The 23,591-nt window shown below is 39.8% G+C and carries 19 protein-coding genes, 1 tRNA gene and 1 pseudogene; 4 read left to right on the top strand and 17 right to left on the bottom strand.

The annotated features are described in order from the left end of the window. Positions 1 to 67 precede the first annotated feature (67 nt). Together H9N25_RS23315 and H9N25_RS23310 are read left to right on the top strand one after the other, a co-directional pair. Complete coding sequence (locus tag H9N25_RS23315; protein WP_208398988.1) at positions 68 to 1,741, top strand: histidine kinase; 1,674 nt, start codon at positions 68 to 70, stop codon at positions 1,739 to 1,741. Then, positions 1,738 to 2,457 (top strand): LytR/AlgR family response regulator transcription factor, encoded by a 720-nt coding sequence (locus tag H9N25_RS23310; protein WP_190327401.1) that lies wholly within the window; start codon positions 1,738 to 1,740, stop codon positions 2,455 to 2,457. The genes H9N25_RS23315 and H9N25_RS23310 overlap by 4 nt, the downstream gene beginning before the upstream one ends. 81 nt (positions 2,458 to 2,538) lie before the next feature. On the opposite strand, the gene H9N25_RS23305 is transcribed toward H9N25_RS23310, so the two are convergent. Beyond that, entirely contained in the window at positions 2,539 to 3,723 is a 1,185-nt protein-coding gene (locus tag H9N25_RS23305; RefSeq protein ID WP_190327400.1) for an FAD-dependent oxidoreductase, read from the bottom strand. Positions 3,724 to 3,904: 181 nt separating this feature from the next. On the opposite strand from H9N25_RS23305, the gene H9N25_RS23300 reads away from it, so the two are divergent. Next, on the top strand, positions 3,905 to 4,879 hold the full coding sequence (locus H9N25_RS23300) for a helix-turn-helix domain-containing protein (protein ID WP_190327399.1): 975 nt from the start codon (positions 3,905 to 3,907) through the stop codon (positions 4,877 to 4,879). Positions 4,880 to 5,015: 136 nt separating this feature from the next. Here H9N25_RS23300 and H9N25_RS23295 read toward each other — a convergent pair. The 10 genes and pseudogenes from H9N25_RS23295 to H9N25_RS23250 form a co-directional block, all read right to left on the bottom strand. Beyond that, positions 5,016 to 5,092, bottom strand: a tRNA-Asn gene (locus H9N25_RS23295). A 343-nt stretch (positions 5,093 to 5,435) separates the two neighbouring features. Beyond that, positions 5,436 to 6,860 carry a SusD/RagB family nutrient-binding outer membrane lipoprotein gene (locus H9N25_RS23290; protein WP_223833495.1) on the bottom strand — a complete coding sequence of 475 codons (1,425 nt, stop codon included), beginning with the start codon at positions 6,858 to 6,860 and terminating at the stop codon, positions 5,436 to 5,438. Positions 6,861 to 6,870: 10 nt separating this feature from the next. Next, positions 6,871 to 7,557, bottom strand: coding sequence for a hypothetical protein (locus H9N25_RS24810; protein WP_223833494.1), 687 nt, complete (start codon positions 7,555 to 7,557; stop codon positions 6,871 to 6,873). Positions 7,558 to 7,601: 44 nt separating this feature from the next. Beyond that, entirely contained in the window at positions 7,602 to 10,097 is a 2,496-nt protein-coding gene (locus H9N25_RS23285; RefSeq protein WP_223833493.1) for a SusC/RagA family TonB-linked outer membrane protein, read from the bottom strand. Between the two features lie 103 nt (positions 10,098 to 10,200). Beyond that, a complete protein-coding gene (locus H9N25_RS23280; protein WP_190327398.1) occupies positions 10,201 to 11,361 on the bottom strand; it encodes a TIGR03364 family FAD-dependent oxidoreductase in 1,161 nt (386 codons plus the stop codon). Between the two features lie 219 nt (positions 11,362 to 11,580). Then, positions 11,581 to 12,800, bottom strand: a pseudogene (locus H9N25_RS23270) (DUF5690 family protein). A gap of 256 nt (positions 12,801 to 13,056) precedes the next feature. Beyond that, the gene (locus H9N25_RS23265; protein WP_190327395.1) at positions 13,057 to 13,947 is read right to left on the bottom strand and encodes an alkaline phosphatase; all 891 of its coding nucleotides are present in this window, start codon (positions 13,945 to 13,947) and stop codon (positions 13,057 to 13,059) included. A gap of 222 nt (positions 13,948 to 14,169) precedes the next feature. After that, positions 14,170 to 14,739 carry a helix-turn-helix domain-containing protein gene (locus tag H9N25_RS23260; RefSeq protein WP_167296430.1) on the bottom strand — a complete coding sequence of 190 codons (570 nt, stop codon included), beginning with the start codon at positions 14,737 to 14,739 and terminating at the stop codon, positions 14,170 to 14,172. A gap of 261 nt (positions 14,740 to 15,000) precedes the next feature. Next, positions 15,001 to 15,159, bottom strand: a complete 159-nt coding sequence (locus tag H9N25_RS23255) for a hypothetical protein (RefSeq protein ID WP_167296429.1) — start codon at positions 15,157 to 15,159, stop codon at positions 15,001 to 15,003. Positions 15,160 to 15,844: 685 nt separating this feature from the next. Further along, entirely contained in the window at positions 15,845 to 19,096 is a 3,252-nt protein-coding gene (locus H9N25_RS23250; RefSeq protein ID WP_190327394.1) for a TonB-dependent receptor, read from the bottom strand. A gap of 446 nt (positions 19,097 to 19,542) precedes the next feature. Here H9N25_RS23250 and H9N25_RS23245 point away from each other — a divergent pair, with 446 nt between their 5' ends. Beyond that, a complete protein-coding gene (locus tag H9N25_RS23245; RefSeq protein ID WP_190327393.1) occupies positions 19,543 to 20,043 on the top strand; it encodes a GNAT family N-acetyltransferase in 501 nt (166 codons plus the stop codon). Between the two features lie 7 nt (positions 20,044 to 20,050). Here the strand turns inward: H9N25_RS23245 and H9N25_RS23240 are convergent, their stop codons facing one another. The 6 genes from H9N25_RS23240 to H9N25_RS23215 all read right to left on the bottom strand — a co-directional run bounded on the left by H9N25_RS23240 (position 20,051) and on the right by H9N25_RS23215 (position 23,362). Next, positions 20,051 to 20,617, bottom strand: coding sequence for a DUF4256 domain-containing protein (locus H9N25_RS23240; RefSeq protein WP_190327392.1), 567 nt, complete (start codon positions 20,615 to 20,617; stop codon positions 20,051 to 20,053). A 673-nt stretch (positions 20,618 to 21,290) separates the two neighbouring features. Beyond that, the gene (locus H9N25_RS23235; RefSeq protein WP_190327391.1) at positions 21,291 to 21,875 is read right to left on the bottom strand and encodes a YdeI/OmpD-associated family protein; all 585 of its coding nucleotides are present in this window, start codon (positions 21,873 to 21,875) and stop codon (positions 21,291 to 21,293) included. A 12-nt stretch (positions 21,876 to 21,887) separates the two neighbouring features. After that, on the bottom strand, positions 21,888 to 22,160 hold the full coding sequence (locus H9N25_RS23230; protein WP_190327390.1) for a hypothetical protein: 273 nt from the start codon (positions 22,158 to 22,160) through the stop codon (positions 21,888 to 21,890). 18 nt (positions 22,161 to 22,178) lie between these two features. Continuing rightward, positions 22,179 to 22,559 (bottom strand): DoxX family protein, encoded by a 381-nt coding sequence (locus tag H9N25_RS23225; protein ID WP_190327389.1) that lies wholly within the window; start codon positions 22,557 to 22,559, stop codon positions 22,179 to 22,181. Between the two features lie 6 nt (positions 22,560 to 22,565). Beyond that, positions 22,566 to 23,033 carry an SRPBCC domain-containing protein gene (locus H9N25_RS23220; protein WP_190327388.1) on the bottom strand — a complete coding sequence of 156 codons (468 nt, stop codon included), beginning with the start codon at positions 23,031 to 23,033 and terminating at the stop codon, positions 22,566 to 22,568. Between the two features lie 5 nt (positions 23,034 to 23,038). Further along, on the bottom strand, positions 23,039 to 23,362 hold the full coding sequence (locus H9N25_RS23215) for an ArsR/SmtB family transcription factor (protein WP_167296643.1): 324 nt from the start codon (positions 23,360 to 23,362) through the stop codon (positions 23,039 to 23,041). Between the last annotated feature and the right edge of the window lie 229 nt (positions 23,363 to 23,591).

The raw sequence follows: 23,591 nt of genomic DNA, 5'->3' as shown, positions 1-23,591 counted from the left end.
CATGCAAACAGCTCTATATCCTTTTGAAATGCATCAAGTCAATTTATCTTTACCTTACATTTGAATTATGAAACGTATTCTCCTGTTTATACTTTCCACAGTTTTATTTTGCTCGTGCAAACGGCAGGTATTGTACGAAGAATACGATCCTATATTTAAAACAGGCGATAATGTGACCTGGGCTGCCAAAAACTTAAACGAAACCGGCTGGCGACAAGAGCGTGGCTCCACCGGCCGGCAGGTTTTCTGGATCAGGGAAAAAACCGAACTGATTGCCAACAGCGGAGGTGCATTGGGCCTGCAGGTAATTGCTTTTGGGGCTTACGAAATTTATTGGGATGGGGTTAAAATAGGGATCAATGGAAAACCGGGCTCGCCCGTTGTTGATGAAATTCCGGGTAACGAAACTATAATTCTTCCTGTTCCAGATTCGCTTTCCAAACCGGGCAAGCATACCGTAGCCTTGCGCAGCACACAGTTTAGTTACCCCGGGGTGCAACGTAGCGTGGGCGTAAAGCTCGATACCTACGTTAACCTCATCCGCAGGCCGCTGCTTATTTCTTCACTTATGTTTATCATGGCAGGCGCTTTTCTGGTAGCCTCGCTGTATTATATTTTTCTGTATTTCAACAGCCATAAAAAACAATATCCGGTGCTCATCTTTTCTGTAATTTGCCTGCTCTTCTTTTCGCTCCTAATTACCGAGTACCTTAAATTTTATATTGAAATCCCCTATCCAAAATTCTTTATTCGGATGGAAGTAATCGGGTGGCTAACTTTTTCCATTTCGCTCCTGGTGCCCCTCTACTTCTGTATCCAGTTTGGCATTAAAAGAAAATACCTGCTCCTTTGCTTGCTTTTTGGTGTGCTGCTATTTATTTACATCCGCAATTATGGCCACTACGATCTATCGGCCATTTATTATAGCAGAACCATGTGGTTTACCATGTTGCTTATTGCATTTGATGCTGTTTACCGGAAACAAAAAGGCAGCTGGCTGTTAATGGCAGGCATTTTAGCCAGTGCCGGCATGAATTATTATCTGCTTTACGATTTTGGCATATTTATCTTTTATACTTTTATTGTGCTGGCCATGCTCTATCTGCACACCATCCAGATGAAAAAGATAGAACAGGAACATTCTCATTCGCTGCTGCTTTCGTCGAGATTACAACTCGAACTTTTAAAGAAAAATATCCAGCCACATTTCATCAAAAACACCCTAACCTCGCTCATCGACTGGGTAGAAGAATCGCCTAAAAAAGGAACCGAATTTATTCAGGCACTGGCCAACGAGTTTGATATCATGAATGCCATATCTGAACAGAGTTTAATCCCAATCAGACAGGAAATTGCTTTATGCCAGATGCACCTGAAAGTGATGGGTTTTAGAAAAGAAATCAATTATGAATGGGAAGACAGCGGAATTATGACCTCGGCAACCATACCTCCGGCCATTTTCCATACCCTGCTCGAAAACGGTATTACACACAATACACCACAAGACAACGGCACCATCAGGTTCAAACTTTCTTTTACTCAAAACGATGATTTTTGCCAGTACACTTTCGAAACCTTTGGCAAAAACAGGGAACTACAAGCAGACCGCAGCGGAGGAAACGGTTTTAGGTACATTAAAGCCAGGCTCGAAGAAAGTTACCCGGGCTACTGGCAATTTTCATCCGCCGCTTCGCCACAGGGTTGGACGAGTATCATTAAAATAAGCAACAAATTAAAATGACGATACTGATAATAGAAGATGAAGCACGGATAGCAAAAAGGGTTGAGCGCATGACAGCCGCTCATTTCGAAGGTAATGCTGTAATCCAGATCTGCGATTCGCTTAAAAAGGGAATAGATTTTCTGGAAAAGAACAGTATTGATATTTTATTGCTCGATCTTAACCTGAACGGGAAAGATGGTTTTGAGGTACTGCAATCTTTAACCTCGCGCACTTTTCAAACCATAGTGGTTTCGGCTAATACCGAAAATGCACTGCGTGCTTTTGAGTTAGGCGTACTCGATTTTGTTCCAAAGCCTTTCGATCAGGAACGGCTTACACTAGCGCTTAGTAGGGCAACAGCCACAAAAAAAGAACTTAGCAGCAACCTGCGCTATCTCACCGTACGAAAAAACGGCAGCGTCCACCTCATCGAGCTTAGCCAGCTCAACTATATTAAAGGTGCAGGCATATACAGCGAACTGCATCTGCTGGATGGCAGCAGTACGTTGCACGATAAGGGGCTTGATGCGCTGGAGCAGATTTTGCCTGCTGGTTTCGAACGGATCCATAAATCATACCTGGTTCAAATTAAACAAACAGAGCAGATCTTAATTTCTTCGGGCACCAAATATGCATTAAAGCTTAAAAACGGAGAAATTTTACCCATTGGCCGATCGCGATATAAGGCCTTTAGAGAACGGATTGCTTTACAAGAGGAGAAAAACCACAGTTAAACCAGCGAACCTTGTTTTAACTAAAATCTTTAGTCGCATTTAGCCTCTTAAGTTTCGACGATCTATTGTTGTCCTATTACATTAACTATTACTCTTATCTGAGCGGCTCCAACCATAAATCCAGTCAAGTTGTTGAATTTGCTTGCCAATAAAGAAGCCAATTAAGCGATCGCGGAACCATGCTGCTATCGGATTCGTTTTTGTTTTGGTATCGCCTACTTTTCTTGCGCTTTTTATTACTTTTTCTACTCTCGGCTGGCGTTCCGATTGAAACATCTGAAATGCAGTTCCATAGTCATTACATGATTTTAAAAGGTCAGCAATTACACCAGTATCTTCTAATGCCAGTGAAGCCCCTTGTCCAATATGTGGAGAAATGCCATGTGCAGCATCTCCAATTAGACAAATTCTGCCTTTGTACCAATGCGAAAGCTTAGGTACATCATAAATAGGATAAGCAATAATTTCATGACTGTTTTTGATTATTTTGGAGAATAAAGGATCGTCGTCCTTATGAACCTCAATTAAATGGTCTTGAATTTCAGTTTTTAATGTTTTCTCTATTTCCTGCGGCTTTGGTTGCGCTGCTCTAAAATAATTATTGAACCACCAGACTTCACCCTTATCAGAAACTGAATAAGCAAAAAATCCCCTTTCGCCAAAGGTCATCCGTATAGAATCCAGCGGTTTTGAAAGCTCGGGAATCTTTGCATACCCGCCTGTAGAGATCAACTTTGTGTACTCCACTACGGAAGCTTCAGGGAACAATTGGTTTCTGACCTCAGAAAACATTCCGTCGCAGCCAATTATTATGTCGCCCGTTGCTGTTGTCCCATCTACAAAACGGGCTGTTACCTGTCCATCTGTTTCATCATAGCTAATAAATTTTTTGTTGTACTTTATGGTTATGCCGGCATCAATTGCTGCCTTTCGCGCGTATTTGTTAAGGTTTGCGCGTTTTAGCTGAATTGTTTCAACACCATATTGCTGTTTCTGGTAAGCCGTACCCAGTTCAGCTATTTGTTTTCCTTTGGAATTGAAAAATTTCATTGAGCCTGGAGTGTAATCTTCTTTGAGCGCTTCCAAATCAATAAATTCTTTCAATACATTCAGGCCATTAGGCGTGAGCCCCAAAAAGGCGCCCTCTTTTGTATTGTGTTCTGATCTCGATTCAAATATTTCAGACTCAAAACCTATTTTCTTTAGTTGTAAAGCCAGTATTGGGCCTGCAACACCGGCTCCTATGATGATTGCTTTTTTATTCATTGTTTTGCTTTTTTATTTTTAATCCCCGTATCAGTAAAAGGTTTAGCACAAAAAATATCGCCACTCTTAGATACTTCAGCTTATGCCAACGGGCCGCTTTTTATTGGATTTTTTTCAAAATTATCTGACTATCAAAAAATGAGCTTGCAAATAAAGGAGTTAAACTAGTAAATTAGGGAGCATGGGATTTGAGTTAAGAAATGATAACAAGGCATTTAAAATGACCTTTGATGAAAGTAATATCAATAATCAGGCTTTTAAAGAAGATACCTTTAAAATAGACATCCCTTTTGGACAATTAAGAGCTAAACAATGGCTTTTTGATGGCATCAAGATTCTTTACTCCGAAACCGATCTTGATAAACCAACCGAACTGGATTGGAAAGGAGATACGGAGCTGGTAACCATGCACTTTAATCTGCAGGGAAGAACTTCGATAAAACAGGATGGGATGAGCAATTCTTTTGAGTTGAATGGGAACCAGCACAATTTATTCTATGGCACCAAAGCCGAAGGCAAAATGAAGTTTGATGAACTGCGGATGAAATCATTTATGATTCAATTTGAAAAGGATGCTTTTTTGTCCATATCAAAAGATGGAAATGAATCGCTTAAGCAGTTTGCAGACAAAATAGTTTCGGGAACACCTGTAGCTTTTCTAAGTACTAATTTAAATATCGATTTGCCTTTACAGACCTGTATTCATTCGATTTTGAATTGTGATTATTGGGGTGGATTAAAGCGATTATTTCTTCTTTCTAAAACGATTGAACTACTTGTTTTGCAGGCGGAATCATTTGATAACCTTCAAAATTCAAAATCTGAATACATCAAACATGATTACGACAAAGAACGAATTGTATTTGCCCGCGATTATTTAGTTAAAAATATGGAGTCGCCACCTTCGCTGGTAGAACTGGCAAAAATAGCAGGGATAAATGAATACAAACTGAAGCGGGGTTTTAAAGAAATGTTTAACCAAACAGCTTTTTCTTATTTATCTGATTTACGTTTGGAGTTGGCAAAAAACGATCTGCGCGAAGGCAAAAAACAAGCTACAGAAATAGCATTTGAATTGGGTTACTGTTCATTGCAGCACTTTAGTAATGCATTTAAGAAAAAGTTCTCCATTACCCCTAGTCAGGTGAAACGTTGAAGCTAAGGTGGGCTTTTCGGCAAAATGGCTACGTGTACTAGATTTTTTATAGTTATATCTGCGATATACCGTAATTCAGGATAAACTTCTCGCCCAGCCCTAAATGCAAAAAACCCACAACTTTCGTTGCGGGTTTTGGCTCCCTCTGCTGGGCTCGAACCAGCGACCCTCTGATTAACAGTCAGATGCTCTAACCAGCTGAGCTAAGAAGGAGTGCTGGTTATTTCCTAAAACGAGGTTTATTTACGCTTTGCAGTTAAATACCCTTGTTCGTTTTGGGAGTGCAATATTAGTGCTTTTAAACTATTTATGCAAAAATTAATTCAATTATTATTTAAGAAAACAATCCTCCCTTTATAGCGGAGGATTGTTTTCCATACTTCAAACTGAATATCAAATTGTTAACAATTCAATTAAGGTTTAACGATCCACGGTTCCAGATTAATATCATCAGTTCCGTTATATTGACGGAGTAAGGCCTGTTTTAGGTTTTCGCCGTTAGTTGTCCTTTCAATAGTAGGGTACTGAAAACGTTTCGGAATCCTTTGGCTATTACCTATACCTGGACCCACCTGGAATTCGGGATACCCGTTCTGCGATACTGGTAATAAGCTTCAAAACCAGAGTTACGGAAATAGGCCAGGTATTTTTGGGTAAGGATCTGCTTTAAGCCTTCAGCTGTATTGCCAGCATATTTTATTACAGGCTGTGCGTAATAATCTGTCTCGAAAGTGAAGTTTACATTGTAAGTTTCGAATTCGCCAAGTTTACCATCTTTTTTAAGAAAGGTAACCACATTAACGCCATCCTTGATACCATAAAAACCGATAGAGGCTTGGATACCCTTTTTATACCAGCTTTCGGCATCGCCTGTAGCCCAGCCACGGTTAATACCCTCCGCTTTGATAAAACAGAGCTCGGGATAAGAAATAATGAAGGTGTTTTCGGCAGTATAACCACTATAATACCTATAACGGCCAATAAGCGAATACAAACCTTTTTGTACCTTATCCAACATCACACCCTGATCTTCACCCGTACTTGCTCCCACAAAATTCCGGTAATCGGTAATGGCATAACCGTTGGCCTCCGCTACTCCTCTTGCCGGCTCAGCAACCATATAAGCCCTAGGATCTTTATAACTCGAAAGGGTATTTAAATAAGTACCCGCCATGTTATAACGCAAAGCATCGTTACCAAAATTATCTTTATTGTTCGGGTATTTATTAAAACTTTCGTTGTATACAAACTGTAGGTTATCGGCCATACTTTCCATAACCGGATATTTGGTCGGGTTGCCCAATACCGCAGCAAATTGTTGTTTTACCTGTAAGTCTGCATCATCCGCTTTTGTACTCAAATTGATCAAAGTCCTTAATTTAAAGGTATTTACAACCTTTTGCCAGGCAACCAGGTCATTTTTAAGATAGATATCGCCTTTTAATTCTTTATTGCCCGCAATAATTAAAGCCGATAAATCGTTGTTCGATTCTTCTAACCACGTTAACGATTGTTTAAAGATATCTTTTTGGGTATCGTACTTTGGAGTAAGGTTGGCAAAACCTTTTAAGGCTTCCGTCATCGGTAAATCGCCCACTTTCAAACTCATTTTCACAAAGAAATACGCTTTAAAGAATTTAGCCAAAGCCAGGTAAGGTTTAGCTACTGCACCACCTAAACGGTTGGCTTCTTCTTCCATCTTTACTATATTTTTTAGGGTAGTATAATCTAAAGAAGCGCCTGTCCAATCGTAATTATTGGTTGCATAGTAGAAATAGTTGGCAGCAGTGTACTGATTCCATCTTTCTGAGCCCGAAAAAGGTGCTTCATACATATCGAACAAAATACCGTTCAATAATAAGTTCGGCGGAACGGTTTCGGCCTGGTTTGGATTTTTAAAATTTTCTTCAAATTCTTTCTTACATCCGCCACAAACAGCAACAATGATGAAGAGGAACAGTATTTTATATATTGATTTCATGTTCTAGCGATTAAAAAGTAACATTAAGGTTAAAGCCTACACTTCTGGTAGTTGGTGTTTGCAACGTAGAAGTCCCTTCTCTACCCGAATACTGATCTACATCAACATCGTTATAGGTAGAATTGATAAAGTACAACAGGTTACGTCCAACTACCGAAATATTGGCAGATTTGATAAACGTGCGCTCCAATAATTTTTTAGGTAACTGGTAGCCAAAAGTTACTTCGCGTAATTTGGCGTAGGTACGGCTCATCATGGTGTTTTCTTTGGCACCATAAAAAACACCCAGATAATCCTGCAAAAGCTGAGGAGTGGTATTTGGCGCAAAAGTTAGGTCGCCGTAATTGGTAATTACACCAGTAACCGGATCGAAGTTAAGTTTACCCCCATTGGCAATAACTACACCATCGCCTACCCATGTACCTTTATATGTAGGATCGTTTACACGCAGGTAATCCTGGTATCTGGCTTCGCCCATTTTACCCTGGATAGTTTCGATCTGGCGACCGCCCTGGAACGATTTTAACCGCACATAATCTTGCATTACTCCACCCACTTTACCATCTAACTGGAAACTGAAAGAGAAATTCTCATACCTGAATTTGTTACCGATGCTCCACACCCAGTTTGGATCGGCATGACCTAACAGCTGGCTAACTGGTAACGAAATCGGCGTTCCGCTTGAAGTATGAATCACCTGTCCGCTTGGTGTTTTGGCTAAAACAGAACCGTAGATATTGTCTATACGATCGCCGGTTTTAAAGAACTGATCAACTGAGGTTTCGCCTGGGCAAGTTCTTTGTAAATCTGTTTGTAGGTAGACCAGTTGATCATAACATCCCAACCAAATTTATCAGTCAAAATTGGCGTGCCTGATAAACTTAACTCCACACCACTGTTTTGCGTTTTACGGCCGTTGATGGTATTGGTTTGGTAGCCTGTAGCTGCTGAGATATTTTGTCTGATAATTTTCGGCCCATCAACATACCTGAAATAAGTAGCTTCGAAACCTAACCTGTTTTTAAGGAATTTAAGATCTATACCGCCTTCGTAATTGGTCCGGCTTTGAGCTTTTACCGCATTCAGGTCGATCAGGTTATTGGTATAATAGGCACCTGTTTGGTTATTGTAGGTTGGCCTGATGCTGTATGGCGAAGAAAGACCATAGCCAGGGCCACCATATGACGAAGTATATTCAGCGCCATAACCAACCGGATAACTTTGTAATGGCGTTGCACCGATAAAGTCCTGTGTACCCAAACCAGGGTCTTTAACATTGGCATACGATGCCCTTACTTTTGCAAAAGAGATAAAAGCAGGCATTTTTACATAATCAGAAACTACCGAACTTAATGAAACTGAAGGATAAAATGCTGAATTATTACGCGGCGGAAGTGCAGAGTTTTTATCCACACGACCTGTGGTATTGATATTCAGATACTTTTTAAAGCTTAAATCAACCGAGTAAAAAGCACTTAACACCAACATTTTAGAGTTAAAATTGAAGGCTTTTACCGGGTTTTTAGAGTTCGAGAAGTTATATACGTTCGGAACGTTTAAATAGTCTGTAGTGGTAAAACTCGAATTGTAACTGAAGTTACGGGCATTACCGCCACCAAAAGCGCTGATTTCGAATAAATCACCAACGTTTTTGTTAAATTTTAATATCAACTGGGTATTGTTTTCGAACATGCTACGGCGGTCTTCCCTATAATCACCCAAACCTTCTTCACGTCCGTAAGGGTGAGCAGAAAATGGCATTTTCTCTGTCCTTAACTGGTCGTAAGTCGAAATCTGCGTTTTTAACAGCACATCCAATCCTTTGGTTACATTATAGTTTAATGACGCATAACCGTTAATATCGTTCTTTTTATGTCCGCGTAACCATTCGTACGACATAAAATAAGGATTATGGTAACGTTGGTATTCGGCATAGATAGACTGGATCCCTTCTTTGCCTGGCTGCCAGTAATTTTTCATATCGTCGATGTTCCAATCGGCACCACCCCAAAGGGTCATGTTATAAATTATACTGTTAGGGCCATAGTTTACATCAGGGATATTATCAGAAAACTGACGGCTGTAATTGATATAGGCTTCTGCTCTTAGCTTCGGACTGATATTATACGAACCGCTCACATTAAAGTTGTTGATATTTAATTGTGTGTTCGGTATAATTCCTTTTTGATAATTATTGGAAATAGAAACCCTTAAATTATACTTATCTGTTGCAGAAGATAAGGCAATGTTGTTGGCAGAAAGCAGCCCCGTTTGGATAAAACGCTTTAAGTTATCTTTTCCACGTGCTACCCATGGCGTACCCTGGCGCACACCGTTTACAATCGGGCTGTCATATTGAGGAATCAACTGACCATCGAATTTTGGCCCCCAGATATCGTAATCACCATCATTTAAACCACCGCCTTTTCCATCGCCAAAAGCATAAGCACTGTGCTCGCCTGGCCCATACTCATCCTGGCTTTTCGGCAAAGCGATAAATCCTTTGTTAAATTGGGTGCTCGAATTTAACTCTACTGTAAAACCCTTATCGCTTAGCTTACCTCTTTTAGTGGTAATTAATAATGCACCATTATAAGCCTGGTAGCCATAAAGCGCAGCAGCTGCAGGGCCTTTAAGCACAGTATAAGTATCGATATCATCGGGATTGATGTTCCAGGTATCCGAATTGATCGGCACCCCATCTACCACTACCAAATTAACATCATTGCCACGAAGGTAAAGCGACGAGCGGCCCAAAAGCTCTGAAGATACACCAACAGTTAAACCAGCAACCTTTCCTACCAATCCGTTTACCGGATTAGCTTCTCTGGCTTTTACCAGATCGGCACCTTTTACTTCCTGAATGGCATATCCCAGGTTTCGTTTCTCTTTACGGATACCGAGGGCGGTAACCACTACCTCGTTTAAATTTTTCGAATCTGTTTTTAATGTTACAGTTAGGTTTGCGCCCGTAACCTGAACTTCTTGCGGCAAAAATCCGATCGAACTAAAAACAAGTGTTTCGCCTGCTTTGGCATCGAGGGTAAAGCGCCCCGACTGATCGGTAGAAGTAGCTTTTTTAGTCCCTTTTACCAGTACGCTAACACTAGGGATCGGCTGTTGCGCATCGTCTTTAACCAGACCAGCAATTTTTGTTTGTGCCCAAGTAAAATAAGGCGTGAGGCACAACAGCAGTAAAGCTACCATGCACATCTTCATCTTGTAGAGATGTTTCATTTATCTATAATTTTTTAGTTTTATAGATGCAATGATAAGATATACATGTTAGCCTAATGCCAACTTTTAGTTAACAAAAACCCCTATTTTTGTTTAGTATTTGTTAACTAAATATTTTCTTAATACTTTCTGCAGCATAACCTGCACTGGCGGTCATTCCTTTACCGCCAATAGCTGTACGGATATGGATTCGATCGTCGAGATCGTAAGTTACAATGTGTTTTGTTGCGTGCTGCGGATAAAATCCGGCCCAGGTATTTTGCAGTTTGCGCACATCAAAATTAACAATCCGGGCCGCTTCTTCGAGCATGAGCTCATTAATATGATGGCTTAAATCGAAACCAAGCTCATCGAAATGGTTTACGTCGGCATATACGTGCGAATCGCCAATAATGATTGTATTATCTGCAGCCTTTTTAAACAGGATATGGATACCCCATTTTTTCAATTCATCGTAATGTTCGGGAGTTGTAATGCTTTTGAAAGAAGGGCAATAGTGCTCAAAACTCTCGTAACGCCTGGTGGTTAGTCCGGTTAAAATATTACCGGCTAAAGTAACCTCTGGCATAGGAATACTACGCATCATCTGTAGCTTACTTACCACAATACCACTTTCACTAAACAGTTCAGGATAAAGCAATTTAAATTCGTAACCGTTACAGATAATGGCTTTCTCTGCTGTAAAAAGTTCGCTATTGTTTCTTAAACCAATCGCTACACCAGTTCCTTTGCTTTCGCAGGCCGTAACCGGACTATTGTATTTAAGTGTGTACCGTTCAAATTTAGTCTGCATATATTCGTGCAGGCGATGGATCATTTGATCTGGTGCTACACTAATTTCCTTCGGAAAAAAGATAGCTTCTTTGGCATAAGAAGATTTAATAGCAGGATATTTCTTTAAAACTGCTTGCTGACTGAGCAATTCGGTTTCGTAACCGATGGTATCGTAATGCGCTTTCAGTTCATGGATCAGGGTCTGCTCATCATTATCTGATGCGATATAAACACTGCCATTTTGCTGCACGGAGATATCAAATTCTTGCTGGATGGATTTATAAATCTCTAAACCAGCAACACCGTATTCGAACCATTCGGCTTCCATACCCGATGGCACCACCTGGCCAAAATTACGCACGGTAGCGCCTACCGGAAAATTGTCTTTTTCGAGCTGTAAAACAGATTTGCCCGAAAGTAAAGCATGGTAAGCATGGAATGTTCCTAAAATACCTCCACCAATTACAATAAGATCGAAATGTTTATTCATTGTTTGTTTATTTTTAAGATGCTTTTAAAATTATTTACATCGTTAAGATTTATTATAATGGTCATTTTTTAACCCCATTACATAATGAGATCATCTTTGCTGAACTTGTTTCAGCATCTTTCTACTAAATAGACCCTGAAATAAATTCAGGGTGACTACTATAAAGTAAAATATTTACAGGAGATCTTTTAAAGGTATATTATTAACCGAAGTCACATTTTATTTCCCTGTTAAAACCATTTTTCCCGTTGTCTGCATCTTTTTATTTGTAACCAAAGTTTTCCTCCTGAAATAAATCAGCGAGAGTACACTGCAAGCCCCTCCAATGAGTGGCACAGCAAACAAACACTGTTTAAAGAAATGCATCCAGCTAATATTCGTTTCGCCAAATTCGTGCATCATCAATACCGAAAAACTACCTACATAACCAATAGAATCGGCCACGTACATAATAAACCGATGTTGCCTTTGTAATGAAAATTGGCAATCATCCGTTCAAAAAAAATAGCATTATACGGAATGTAGGCCATATATAGCCCCATCCCGAGTATAGCCATCCAGCTTACCGGCCCAATGTACCCCCTATCGAAAAAGAATGTACTTACGCCAATTAGCAAACAGCCTGAAATAATCATGATATGGATCACAGTGAAGGCTTTAAGGTTATCTTTGATCAGGATTAAAAGCCCCATCATCACCAATACCACAACCGAAATCAGGGTATCAATCTGCGTGTAGATATGGTTATTATGAATACCTAAGCCGTTCCAGATTTCTACTTCGAAATTATCGCGCATATCGCGGATACAGGTAAGCAGTACGTAAATGATAATGGTTAAAATAATACCCGGCAAAAACGTAGTGATAAATTTTCTGCGCTGTTTCGCATCCATCGGTACCCGTTTGGTACGTAGCTCCTGATCTTCTTTTGAAGGTGGTGGAATAACCTCCAGGCAAAAAACAAAAAGGAACAATGGAAGCAGGAAAACCAGTCCGGTAAGAAAAGGCATCCAATAATCGCTTACTGAAGCAAACGACATTAGTGTACGCGCTACCGTTTTAACAAAACCTGAGGCAAATATTAAACTGATCGACATTAACGCCCCCATAAATTCGGTTGTTTTTCTTCCTTCCAGATAGCTGAATACCAAACCCCATATCATGCCCAAAGGGAAACCATTAAGGAAAAGAAACACAATATTGTATGGAGCAGGCACCAAGGCAAATCCGAGCAGGGCAAGCCAGGAAAATAGGATCAGAAAAATGATACTCCTTGCCCGGTTACTTTTCCCCGATTCGGAAATGAAACGGATGCCGTAAAACTTACTTAAGGTATAACCTAGCATTTGTGCAATAACCAACCAAACTTTATAATCGATATGCAAAAATTCCTGGTGCTCAAAAGTAGCAGAAGCAAAAGCTTTACGAAAGGCATACATACTGGTATAACAACCAAATGCTGCTATACCACCAAGCACTGTAATTAACCAATAAGGCCAATTAAGTGCTTTTTTACGGGCAAGATGAAGCAAACCCATCCTAATATCTGCTTATGTTGTTTATCATACCGAACACCACTAATTTGATTAACATATGTATTTCATTTAAAAACACAATAGTAAACATTGTTTATTATTAGTAAACAAATTCAAAATTATCAAATTGTTAAATTTTTACCGTTTAGGGTTTGGCATATTATTTCGTAAAAGCCTCTAACACTGGCCTGCCTCTCCAACTTTGCGGTTGCTGTAAACCCATTAACCAGGCCAGTGTTGCGGCTGTATCGTAAGTAATAATCGCATCTTTTAATTCATGGTTTTTACGAACGCCAGGTCCCGAGATAATCCATGGGATCTGCACCTCATCGAGCGATTTACCGCCATGACCTTTACCTTTTCCGCCATGATCGGCAGTAACCAGGATAACGGTTTCATCAGCAATACCTGCATCTTTAACTGCTTTTACAATTTTACCAATCCGCTGGTCTACCAGCTCAAGTTGTTTATAGTAAGCCGGTGTACGGTGACCGATTGAATGCCCTGTACCATCAGGTTCGTCTAAATGCAGGAAGGTAAAATAAGGTTTCTCTTTTTTGATAATCGCAGCAGTAGTATCGGCACAAAAATCATCTTTATCATTTCCACTAACGATAATATTTACAGCTTCTTTTTCAAACAAATAACCAATTCCGCTCCAACTATACACAATAGCTGTTTTAGCTTGTTTTTTTTGATCTCTGATTACACTAAATATTCCCGGGAACAAACCATAAGATGTTTTGGTAATAGACGGAATTTCGGGCACCTTACTATCCCATTCGGTATAACCATGTTCGGTTGGCCCCGCCCCCATTAGTAAAGAGGCCCAGTTTACCGCACTTGAAGACGGCAATACACAGCGTGCCTGGGTAGTCCATGAGCCATTGGCCATTAATGCTTTAAGATTAGGCATATTCGCCTCTGGCAAAGCGTAGCCACCAAAACCATCGCAACCAATTAAGACAACGTGTTTAATTTTTTTAGATTGTGCCTGCGCAAATACACATAAACAAAGTAGTACTAAAGTACTTTTCAAAAATTTTTTCATCAATTTATAATTTAGTTCAATTGTGATGAAACAATCAGTTTTTTCACCCATGTAGATGTTTTTACGGTGCTCAAGAAGGCTTGACCCGTTTATTCATCCCTTTTGGCTTGAAAAATCATGATGGTTTCATATTCATGTTTTTCTATTACCAAACCTAAGATTGGTTTATAAAGATGAAGGTAGATAATTGTTAAGTATTAATAAACTTTGTTTATAACAATATTACTCAAAAAAATAAATAACCAGCATTAGCGCTTTGCCATCACCAACGTTAACCGGCGTATGTGAAAGCCTTCCATCAAAAAGCATGGAGTCTCCCTTTTCGAGTATAATTTTCTTTTTCGAAAACTGGTATTCTACTTTACCTTCTATCATGTACTTAAATTCGAAGGCTTCCGTTTTCACCATTGGGCGATGCGCATTTACCTCCAACTCGAGCAGCACAAAATCGGCAGTAGAAAATTTAATATTCTTGGTTAAAATACGCGAGTAGTTAAACCCTATTGCCTGTTCCTTTTCGAACTTCTGGTATTGATCTTTTCGTTTCACCAGAACGGGGGCATCTTTCTTATGAAAATTGATGTCTTTAAAAAAGCTGTTCAGATCTATCTGCAGGCTTTTAATAATATCCATCAATACCATCAATGATGGGATAGTTCTGCTGTTTTCGATCTGAGAAATAAGGCCTTTGCTTACTTCTGCTTTATCTGCAAGCTCCTGAACGGTAATGCCAAGTTCTTTACGTCTTTCCTTAATTTTTCCGCTTATCTGTAAAAGAATTTCATCTTGCATATGCTAAAATCGTATTAATAATGCTAATGTATTATTTTATTCCTACAATCTAAATCAACAATCGCATAAGTTACAGCTTAAACATTCTTTTTACCACAGAGAAAACAGAGGTAAGGCACAGAGAACGGGGAGATGTAAATTCTGCGATAATCAGTGCAATGGCTAAGGAACCAAAGTGCAGAATTTCCCCGCAGATTTAAGAAGGTTTATGCAAAAAATAACTTTATAAAATCGGTCGGTGAGACACCGACCGATAGGATTTTAACGATAATGGCCAGGCACCCAATACCGACCGCCATAAGGGCCAATAGTATAATGCCCGCGCACCCAATGTGCCCTTGGTGCACGTGCGCTTACCACGCATGCACTAAAATTAACCGCCATAACCAATAAGAGCAATGCATTTACAATTTTTTTCATAACCTAACTTTTTAAATGAAAAATAAATCAAGCTTTATGCTGTGTGTTTTATTTTGACGGGGAGAGCATAGGAAAGGTTTAATTGGATATATCAGAAAGATTTTCTGCGTTTTCGAATAGTCGTTATCCCGAACTGAGCACCACGAAGCGGAGAGATTTATTCAGACAGATTTAGCTTCGGTGAGCCTTTGGGTTCTCGACGGCATTACACGCCGCTACCACTAACGCCATTTTGAAATCACTTACAAATGAACGACTTAAGATATTGTGCATTTCCGTATAGCTAGGCCATAGCACGGATCTCCCTTCTACCTAAAACCGGCCTAATAAGTTTTTCGGGCCCTACCGACATCACTCATATTGATTTTCATACAATAAAATATCCCTTATAATGGCAAATTGAAAAGAATGATCGTATCGATTATTGCACAGCGGAGAGATCTTTGCTTAAAATCAATATGCTCCGATCATTTGAAAATGAAAGTTGGTATTTCATCGGTAACTGCAGTCCTTCTTTCCATTACAAGTCCGCACTCGTGCCTCGCTTACGGGCTTTTCACTACAATAAGGTTTATGGTTTACGGCTTTTGCATAAATAGGATGATTACGATGGAAATCACCGCCAAACAAAAAACGGTCTGACCTTATTAAAGGTCAGACCGTTGTATATTGATGTTAATAAAAATTAGAAACTATATCTCAATCCCAATTGCATCTGGTAACGTGATGCAAAGAAGTCTCTTGAATAAGAGGTTACATCTTTTTGTGCAAAGGTATAAACCGGGTAAGCGGTTGGTGTTCCCGCAGTTGCAACTTTGATACCCATACTAGCCATAGAGTTATAAGTATTAGGAGAGAAATACTGGATTCCCCAATTCTTATTTACCAAATTGGTTAAGTTAATAATATCATAAGTTATTGTAACTATATGTGGGTGTTTCCCTTTTGCCACTTGAATATCCTGAGAGAAACGGAAATCAGCCTGAACATTCCAAGGGGTACGCGCACCGTTACGCTCGGTAAAATCACCACGACGGCTGCTTAGGTATTTATCACCGTTAATGTAGCTATCAAACGCTGCTGCCTGTGCAATTCCATCAGGTGTATTGGCAAAAAATTTCTGTGTTTCGCCCACGGCTGGTACATACATTAAACTTACTGTCTGTCCGGTTCCGTTGATCCTGGTGTTTACTAAACCTAAAGAATATGGAGAACCCGACTGACCGCTGAAGAATAACGAGAAGTTAGATACATATTTACCGTTTTTAAGCCAATCCCATCTGTAATTGATGGTTGAGATAATCCTGTTGCGGATATCGAAGTTTGAATAGGCCAAACCTGGGTTGTTAGGGCTAAGTGCTTGGTTTAACTGCCAGTTAGATTCCATAGAGTTACGGATACCGTTGGCAATATCTTTCGATCTTCCGTAGGTATAAGCCACCATCATATCTAAACCGAAAGGAAGTGATTTACTTACCTGAGCAGTTAAGCTGTATTTATAACCTTTATCAGTGTTCGATAATAAATATGCGTTGGTATATAGTGGGTTTATTTTCGCACCAGAGTAGATCGGCTGTTGTTTCTGCGTATCATAAACCATATATTTTGGATTATCTACATAGTTGATCTGCTGAAACTGTACATCTTTAATCACCTGGCTAAAAATTCCCTCCACTGTAAATTTCCATTGGTCGTCTGTTTTATAATCGAAGGCTAAGTTGCTTCTCCATGCTTTTGGCATTTTAAAGTTATTATCAACCAGATCTACCTGTGTAGCTCCACTTGCATCTTTAACATTAACACCTTGGTTGGTTACATAACCTGCTTCGCCATTACCCGTTAAAGCATCTTTAATTGGATCAGAACCAGGTGCAGGCATTACTATTTTGGTAGGGTCTGCATTTGCATAAACATACGACTTATCAAAAGCGCCGTAATTTACACCATTATTATAATAGGCATAACCGATCCATGCAAAAGGCACACGGCTGGTAAATAAACCAGTACCACCACGCATAACCAAACTTTGATTACCCAATACATCGAAATTAAAACCAATACGTGGAGAAATCTGGATTTTGTTCAGGAATTTTCCTGTAATTGATGATGGCTGTGTATAAGTATAAGTTGTACCGTAATTGGCATCAACCGGAGAGTTGGTCGTTTTTGAGCTCAACGATGGCATATTAGGTAAATTTGCCATATCGAAACGTAAACCCGGTGTTAATTTAAAACGATCGCCGATGCGGATTTCATCCTGACCATAAACACTGTACATGTTCACATTAAACTGTGCAGTTGGGTTTGCAATAATATTATCGCGACTATTATCGTCGTAGTTATAACTTGTACGTACCCTGTTTGGTTTGTTCGCCAGGAAGTCGGCAATACTGCTATAAGCCACACGACCGTTCCATGCGTTTACAAAACCGTAATTGATGTTGTAAAATTCGTTGTGCGTACCAACAGTAAAGGTATGTATACCTGAGTTATAAGTATAGTTATCGGTAAATTCGAACGTATTCTGTTTCATATTGAAAATACTCGCCTCGCGGTCGGTACCTAAAAACAATGTTCCTCCGTTCGCAGCAATTTCGATTTGCGGTACAGCCGGATTAGAAAGTGGATCACGGTAATCGTGCACTGTAGAATAACCCACAATTAAATTGTTGGTAGCAAAGTTACCGAAACGGGTTTTCAGATCAGCAACAGTTGAGGTTTGGTTATTGTTCTGTCTGAAATCGATACCGCCAAACCTAAAGTTAAGCTGATCTCTCTCTAAGTTTGTTGCTTTCGAAATAATGGTGTTATTTCTGATGGTTAACTGGGTATTTTCACTAATATTCCAATCTAAACGGTTAAAGAATTTATTAGATTGTGAATAAATGTTATAATTACCGAACGAGCCTGCATCTACACCGTAAGCGCTTGCCATACGATCAGAAATCTGTTGGGCATCACTTGCAGTAAGCAATTTCATGTCAGACGATCCTGCACCTAAAATTACCGGATCCTGGCGACGGGTAATCTCCTCATTGGTAAAAAAGAACAATTTATCTTTAATAATCGGGAAACCAACGCGGAAACCAGTTTGGTAATCGTGAAAAGCAGAAGGCTCTTTGCTGTTATCGCCTATTTTATTTCTACCGATTAACGAAGCGTTACGGCCATAACCGTAAACCGACCCCACTACCTCGTTGGTACCACCACGAGTAACCGCGTTAATACTACCACCTAAAAAGTTACCTACTTTAACATCGTAAGGAGAAAGTAAAACGGTAACATCCTGGATCGCATCTAGCGAAACCGGATTGGTACGTGTACTGCTTCCTGGCATACCCGAGCTTCCACTCTGACCACCTAACGAAGGACTGAAACCAATGGCATCGTTATTAATTGCACCATCGATAGTTACGTTGTTGTACCTAAAATTGGTTCCACCAAAGGTATTATCTTTACTGCCTTGAGGAGTAACCCTTGTTACATCCTGCAAGCTTCGGTTCATGGTAGGCAAAGTTTTAATCTGACCTTCGCCAATGCTTGTACCGGCACCAGATTTTGTTCCGCCTTTTTGACCTTTAACACTTACTTCGGCCAATTGGTTGCCTTGCTCCTGAAGATCGATATCGAGTTTTACATCGTTACCCAGGGTTAAATAAATGTTTTCTTTTACTACTGGGCTATAACCCACAAAGGTTACCGTAATTTTGTATGGCCCGCCCGGGTTTAAGTTGCCAATACGGAAAAGCCCAGATTCGTTTGACGAACCTTTAGATACCGTACCCGTTGGAACGTGCACCATAACAACGGTTGCCCCTGGGATGATACCTTTGTTATCCTTAATCTTTCCATTAATACTAGATGTTGTAACCTGCGCCTGAGCTAATGTGACCAGGAGCACAAGAATACCTACTAGGGATAGTATACGTGATTTCATTTTCTGTTATTTTATTTTGGCACAAAACAACAGTCTTAATGTTAATTCAATATTAACATTAAATTAAGTTTAACCTTGAGTTAACAATATGAAAATTGGAATTAAACAATAGGAAAACAATTCCTTAACAGCCTTTTAGAAGCCGGAATATGATGAAGAGCAATATGCTCAAATATCAGTCATAAAGATGAAGATTGTGTGAAGATTTGCTCATCAGGGAGTCTGGGGTGTTTAGTCTGGATCACAAAGAAGATTAAGTAGTTAGGGCTAAGTACTTGGCGTTTAACGGCGATTAACTGGCTAATTACTTCTCAAACCTGCAGTTGTTAACAAATGATTAATCACCAAGAGGCAAATGAACCAACGGTTACCTCAGTTTGGCGCTTGGCTATAATTAACCGATTAAGCAATTTAAACAGTTGACCAAAAAACTTATTTTTGCCTTCATGATAATAAGATTAGCCGTTACAGAAGATATACCATTAATTATGCAATTGGTACGCAAAGTTGTACCCTTAATGCGTGCTGCAGGAAATTTTCAGTGGGGAGACGATTATCCGAACCCCGAAGTATTTGCCAACGACATTAAAATCGATCAGTTATGGGTAGCAGAGCTGGAAAATGAAATTGTTGGTGTTTCTGCAATTACTACAGATCAGGATCCTGAGTATGCCGATGCTGGTTGGGACATTACCGAAAAAGCCATTGTTACGCACCGTTTGGCTGTAGATCCCGATCAGCAGGGCAAGGGCATTGCCAAGGCTTTAATACAACAGGCAGAGGTAGTAGCCAAAACAGCCGGCATTAGCATTTTAAGGGTAGATACCAATAGCGAAAATAAAGCCACACAAGCCCTTTTCCATAAACTGGGTTATACCTTTAGCGGCGAAATTGGCCTGGCCAAGCGCCCTGGACTACGTTTCTTTTGCTATCAAAAGTTGTTGTAACCATTAGCTATACTCTTAATAAACCACGGAAAGCCCTTGCCGCATAATAAGATTGTGCGCCATTGTGATACACGAACACATGATTGTAACGACGATCGCCAAAGAGGGCACCGCCCAATTTTCTGATCTCGGGAGGGGTAACAATCCAGCTCGATGTTTTGGTATCAAACTGTCCAAGTTGTTGCAAAAAGCGATATTGTTCTTCTGTTAAGAGCTCTACACCCATCCCAGCAGCCATATCAATAGCATTATTTTCTGGCTGATGTTCTTTTCTGGATTCAAGAGCTTCCAAATCATAACAAATACTCCTACGGCCTTTAGGGCTTTCTGCAGAACAATCATAAAAAATGTATTCGCCTGTTTCTTTATCAAAATCAACAACATCGGGCTCGCCACCGGTTACTTCCATTTCGTCGAGTATCCAGAGTTTCCCAGGCCTGCCAATTAACCTTTCTTCAACTTTAGTCCATTCGATACCTTTATGGCGGCCCATATTTTTCTCGAAACGGGTTTTCAGCGTATTCAGCAATTCATGCGTTTGTTCTACAGATAGTTCTTTCTTGCTCATTATCATTTCAATTTTAGGTGCTCAGGCTTAATTTTAAAAATACTAATTTATATATGGAGCGCAACGCCTGTACAAATAATAAGTTTCCCCCCTAATGCAAAACCGCCGTCCCTAAACCCGTTAGCAGCAGCCTCCGGTTCTTTCTATTGGAACTACAGCGAATGGCGGGACTAAGAACCACAAGCTGCTCATTTCCTAAAACAAAACGTTCTTTTCCAATTTCAATAAATGAATAACTTCTATTTGAAGCGCAACGCCTGTGTAAAACAATAAGTTTCTTCCCGTTTTCCGCTTATACGCTTCGCTGCCTCGTTCCTCGTTGCTGCAGGGTAATGCTTCAACCGGGGCTAATTGGCTACAGCTGTATTTCATTTTTGAAGTTGCAGGACGCAAAAACCGCTGTCCCCAAGCCCGGCAGTAGCATTAGCCTCCGTTTTTTCTATTGGAGCTACGGCGAATGGCAGAACTAAAAACCACCAAGAACTACAAGCTGCTCATTTCTCAAAACAAAACGTTCTTTTCCAATTTCAATAAATGAATACTTTAGTTTTGAGGTTTATTGTGCCTCAGATGTTACCTGAGGCGAGTAGTTAATTTACTAGAGGTTGGAATTGCAAAACGGTTAAGCTGCGGGATAACTATGCCAGTATCAGATGGAAACATCTGACGCCACAAATAACTAATCATCCAATCCTTTACCATTCAAAATCTGCGGTATAAATTTTTCAACCCTAGCCGCCCTTGTTTTAGATTGTTTGGCCGCCGAAAAATATAAGAGGTATCCTCTTTGTCGTCCTGGGGTTAAGGCTTCGAAAGCTGTTTTTAAATCAGGAATGTGATCCAATTTACTTTGAAACTCAGCCGGAATGGTGTATTCTGCAGTTTTTTTCAAATCCACTTTTAAACCTGCTTTTTCTACTTCAATGGCTTCAAAAATATAGGCTCTTAAAATTGCTTTCATTTCTATAATCTGCAATGCAGTGGTAAAACGGATCTGCCTTGCCGATTGCACATTCTCTGTTTGCTGGATCAATATACCTTCATTATCTTTCAATAATGCACCTTTAAAAAACAAAAAGGCACAATATTCTTTAAAATCGTGAATTAAAACGATGTTGTTTCCATCAAAAGTGTAACAGGGGCAGCCCCATTTTAACTCTTCAGTTAGGCCACAATCAAGGGCAATTGTTCTTAATAAGATTACTGCTTCCTGCCATTTTTTGGCTTTATTAAAATAAAAATCAACTTTAGGGTTCGTATTCATTTTTCTATTCGTTTAGGTGGTGGCCAATAAAAATACCTCTCCACTTGCTGGCAAAAGTCCATTGGCGAAATAATATTGTTCCATGTCTTTTGTGGAGATCGTTTTAGCTTCTTTAAATCCTGTTGACAGGACTAGCTCCAACACTTCTTCAGGATGCAACCAGTTGCAGACCAATTTCATCATGGAGGATATGCGGCTTATCATCCATTTTATATGTAAAGCCCTCCACAAAGCGGTCCTGATGGCAGTATTATCTGGTTCAGTGCTATTTTTGCGCTGTTCCATATCAACTTATTTTTATGCCTAATTTAAAGCAATTTTTCTTTCTACAGGCCTGAAATACCACGAAAACACCGTTAAAACCAATAGCAACATCGGCCCAAAATATGCCGAAAAGCTATGATCAGCCACTGCGATATGCGAAAAAACAGCGCCAGACATGGCAAAGAAAAAGCCTGCATAAGCCCATTCTTTTAGTAAAGTAAATTTAGGAATAAGCACGGCAATTACACCCAAAATTTTCCAAACGCCCAATAAAGTGAGGAAATAGAGCGGATAGCCCAGCTGGGTAAAAAGCACTACTTCATCTTTCATTTTTAATAACTGCACGATGCCCGTAGACAGCATGCCCAAGGAAAGCCAAACTGTGGCGATCCAATAGATAATTTTGTTTCTCTTTGTCATGATCTGTTATTTTAATTGACCTACAATATTCTGCAAACGGTTATGTGCCATATTGATGCCCTGAGCAAAGGGGAGCGACAGGATCTGATCTCTTACACCAACCGATTTATATATCACATGCATGGTAAGCTTACTCCTATCAGCGCTTAGTTTTTCGAATGTTAAAAACTCAAGCTGCGCGGCGAAAGGTGTATTTTCCATTTCGAATGTACGCGTGATTTTCTCTTCGGGCACCAACTCGTGGATTACCCCACTGGCTACAAAGGCTACATTCCCTTTATGATCTGAAGTTTCGAAAACATAACTGCCATGTTTTTTATTTTCGAGTTTCAATACTTTTGTACCCATCCATTGCGCAACAATTTCGGGCTCTACATAAGCCTTAAAAAGCATTTCAACAGGAAGATCAAATTCCCTGGTGATTACGATTTCCTGTTTACCGTTCTCGGCGGCTATTTTTGTTTTCTGCTCCATTGGTTCTATTTGGTCGGTTTATAATTTTTCATGATATCTTCCAGTTTGTTAAACCTATCATCCCACATTTTGCGGAAGGGCTCAATAAAATCGGCTATTTCTTTCATCTTTTTGGCATTTGTATGGTAGTGTACTTCCCTCCCATTCTGTTTTTGCTCTAAAAGTTCGCATTCGGTAAGAATTTGCAGGTGTTTGGAAACGGTCGGTCTGGCGGTATCGAAATTGGCGGCTATAGCGCCCGCAGTCATCGATTGTGTGGCTACCAACAGTAATATTGCCCTGCGTGTGGGATCGGCAATGGCTTGAAATACATCTCTTCTTAAATTCATTATGTAGCTATTTGACTACAAATATAAATGTAGCCATTTAACTACGCAAATTTTTGAGAGATTTTTTTCGACTTTTATTCAACAGACCGTCATAGCGCTTGGCGTCACCAATAAGAAAGCCCTCCTAATATTAATAAAAGCCCCCTCAAAGCAGTATCCAGGCAATATTCAATTCATCACAACATAAAAACTATAAAATCTACCGATTTAGTAGTTTTTTTATACATTT

The sequence above is a fragment of the Pedobacter riviphilus genome (genome assembly GCF_014692875.1).
In the GTDB taxonomy this organism is placed as follows: Bacteria; Bacteroidota; Bacteroidia; order Sphingobacteriales; family Sphingobacteriaceae; genus Pedobacter; species Pedobacter riviphilus.
This window is presented reverse-complemented; position numbering and strand designations above follow the sequence as displayed.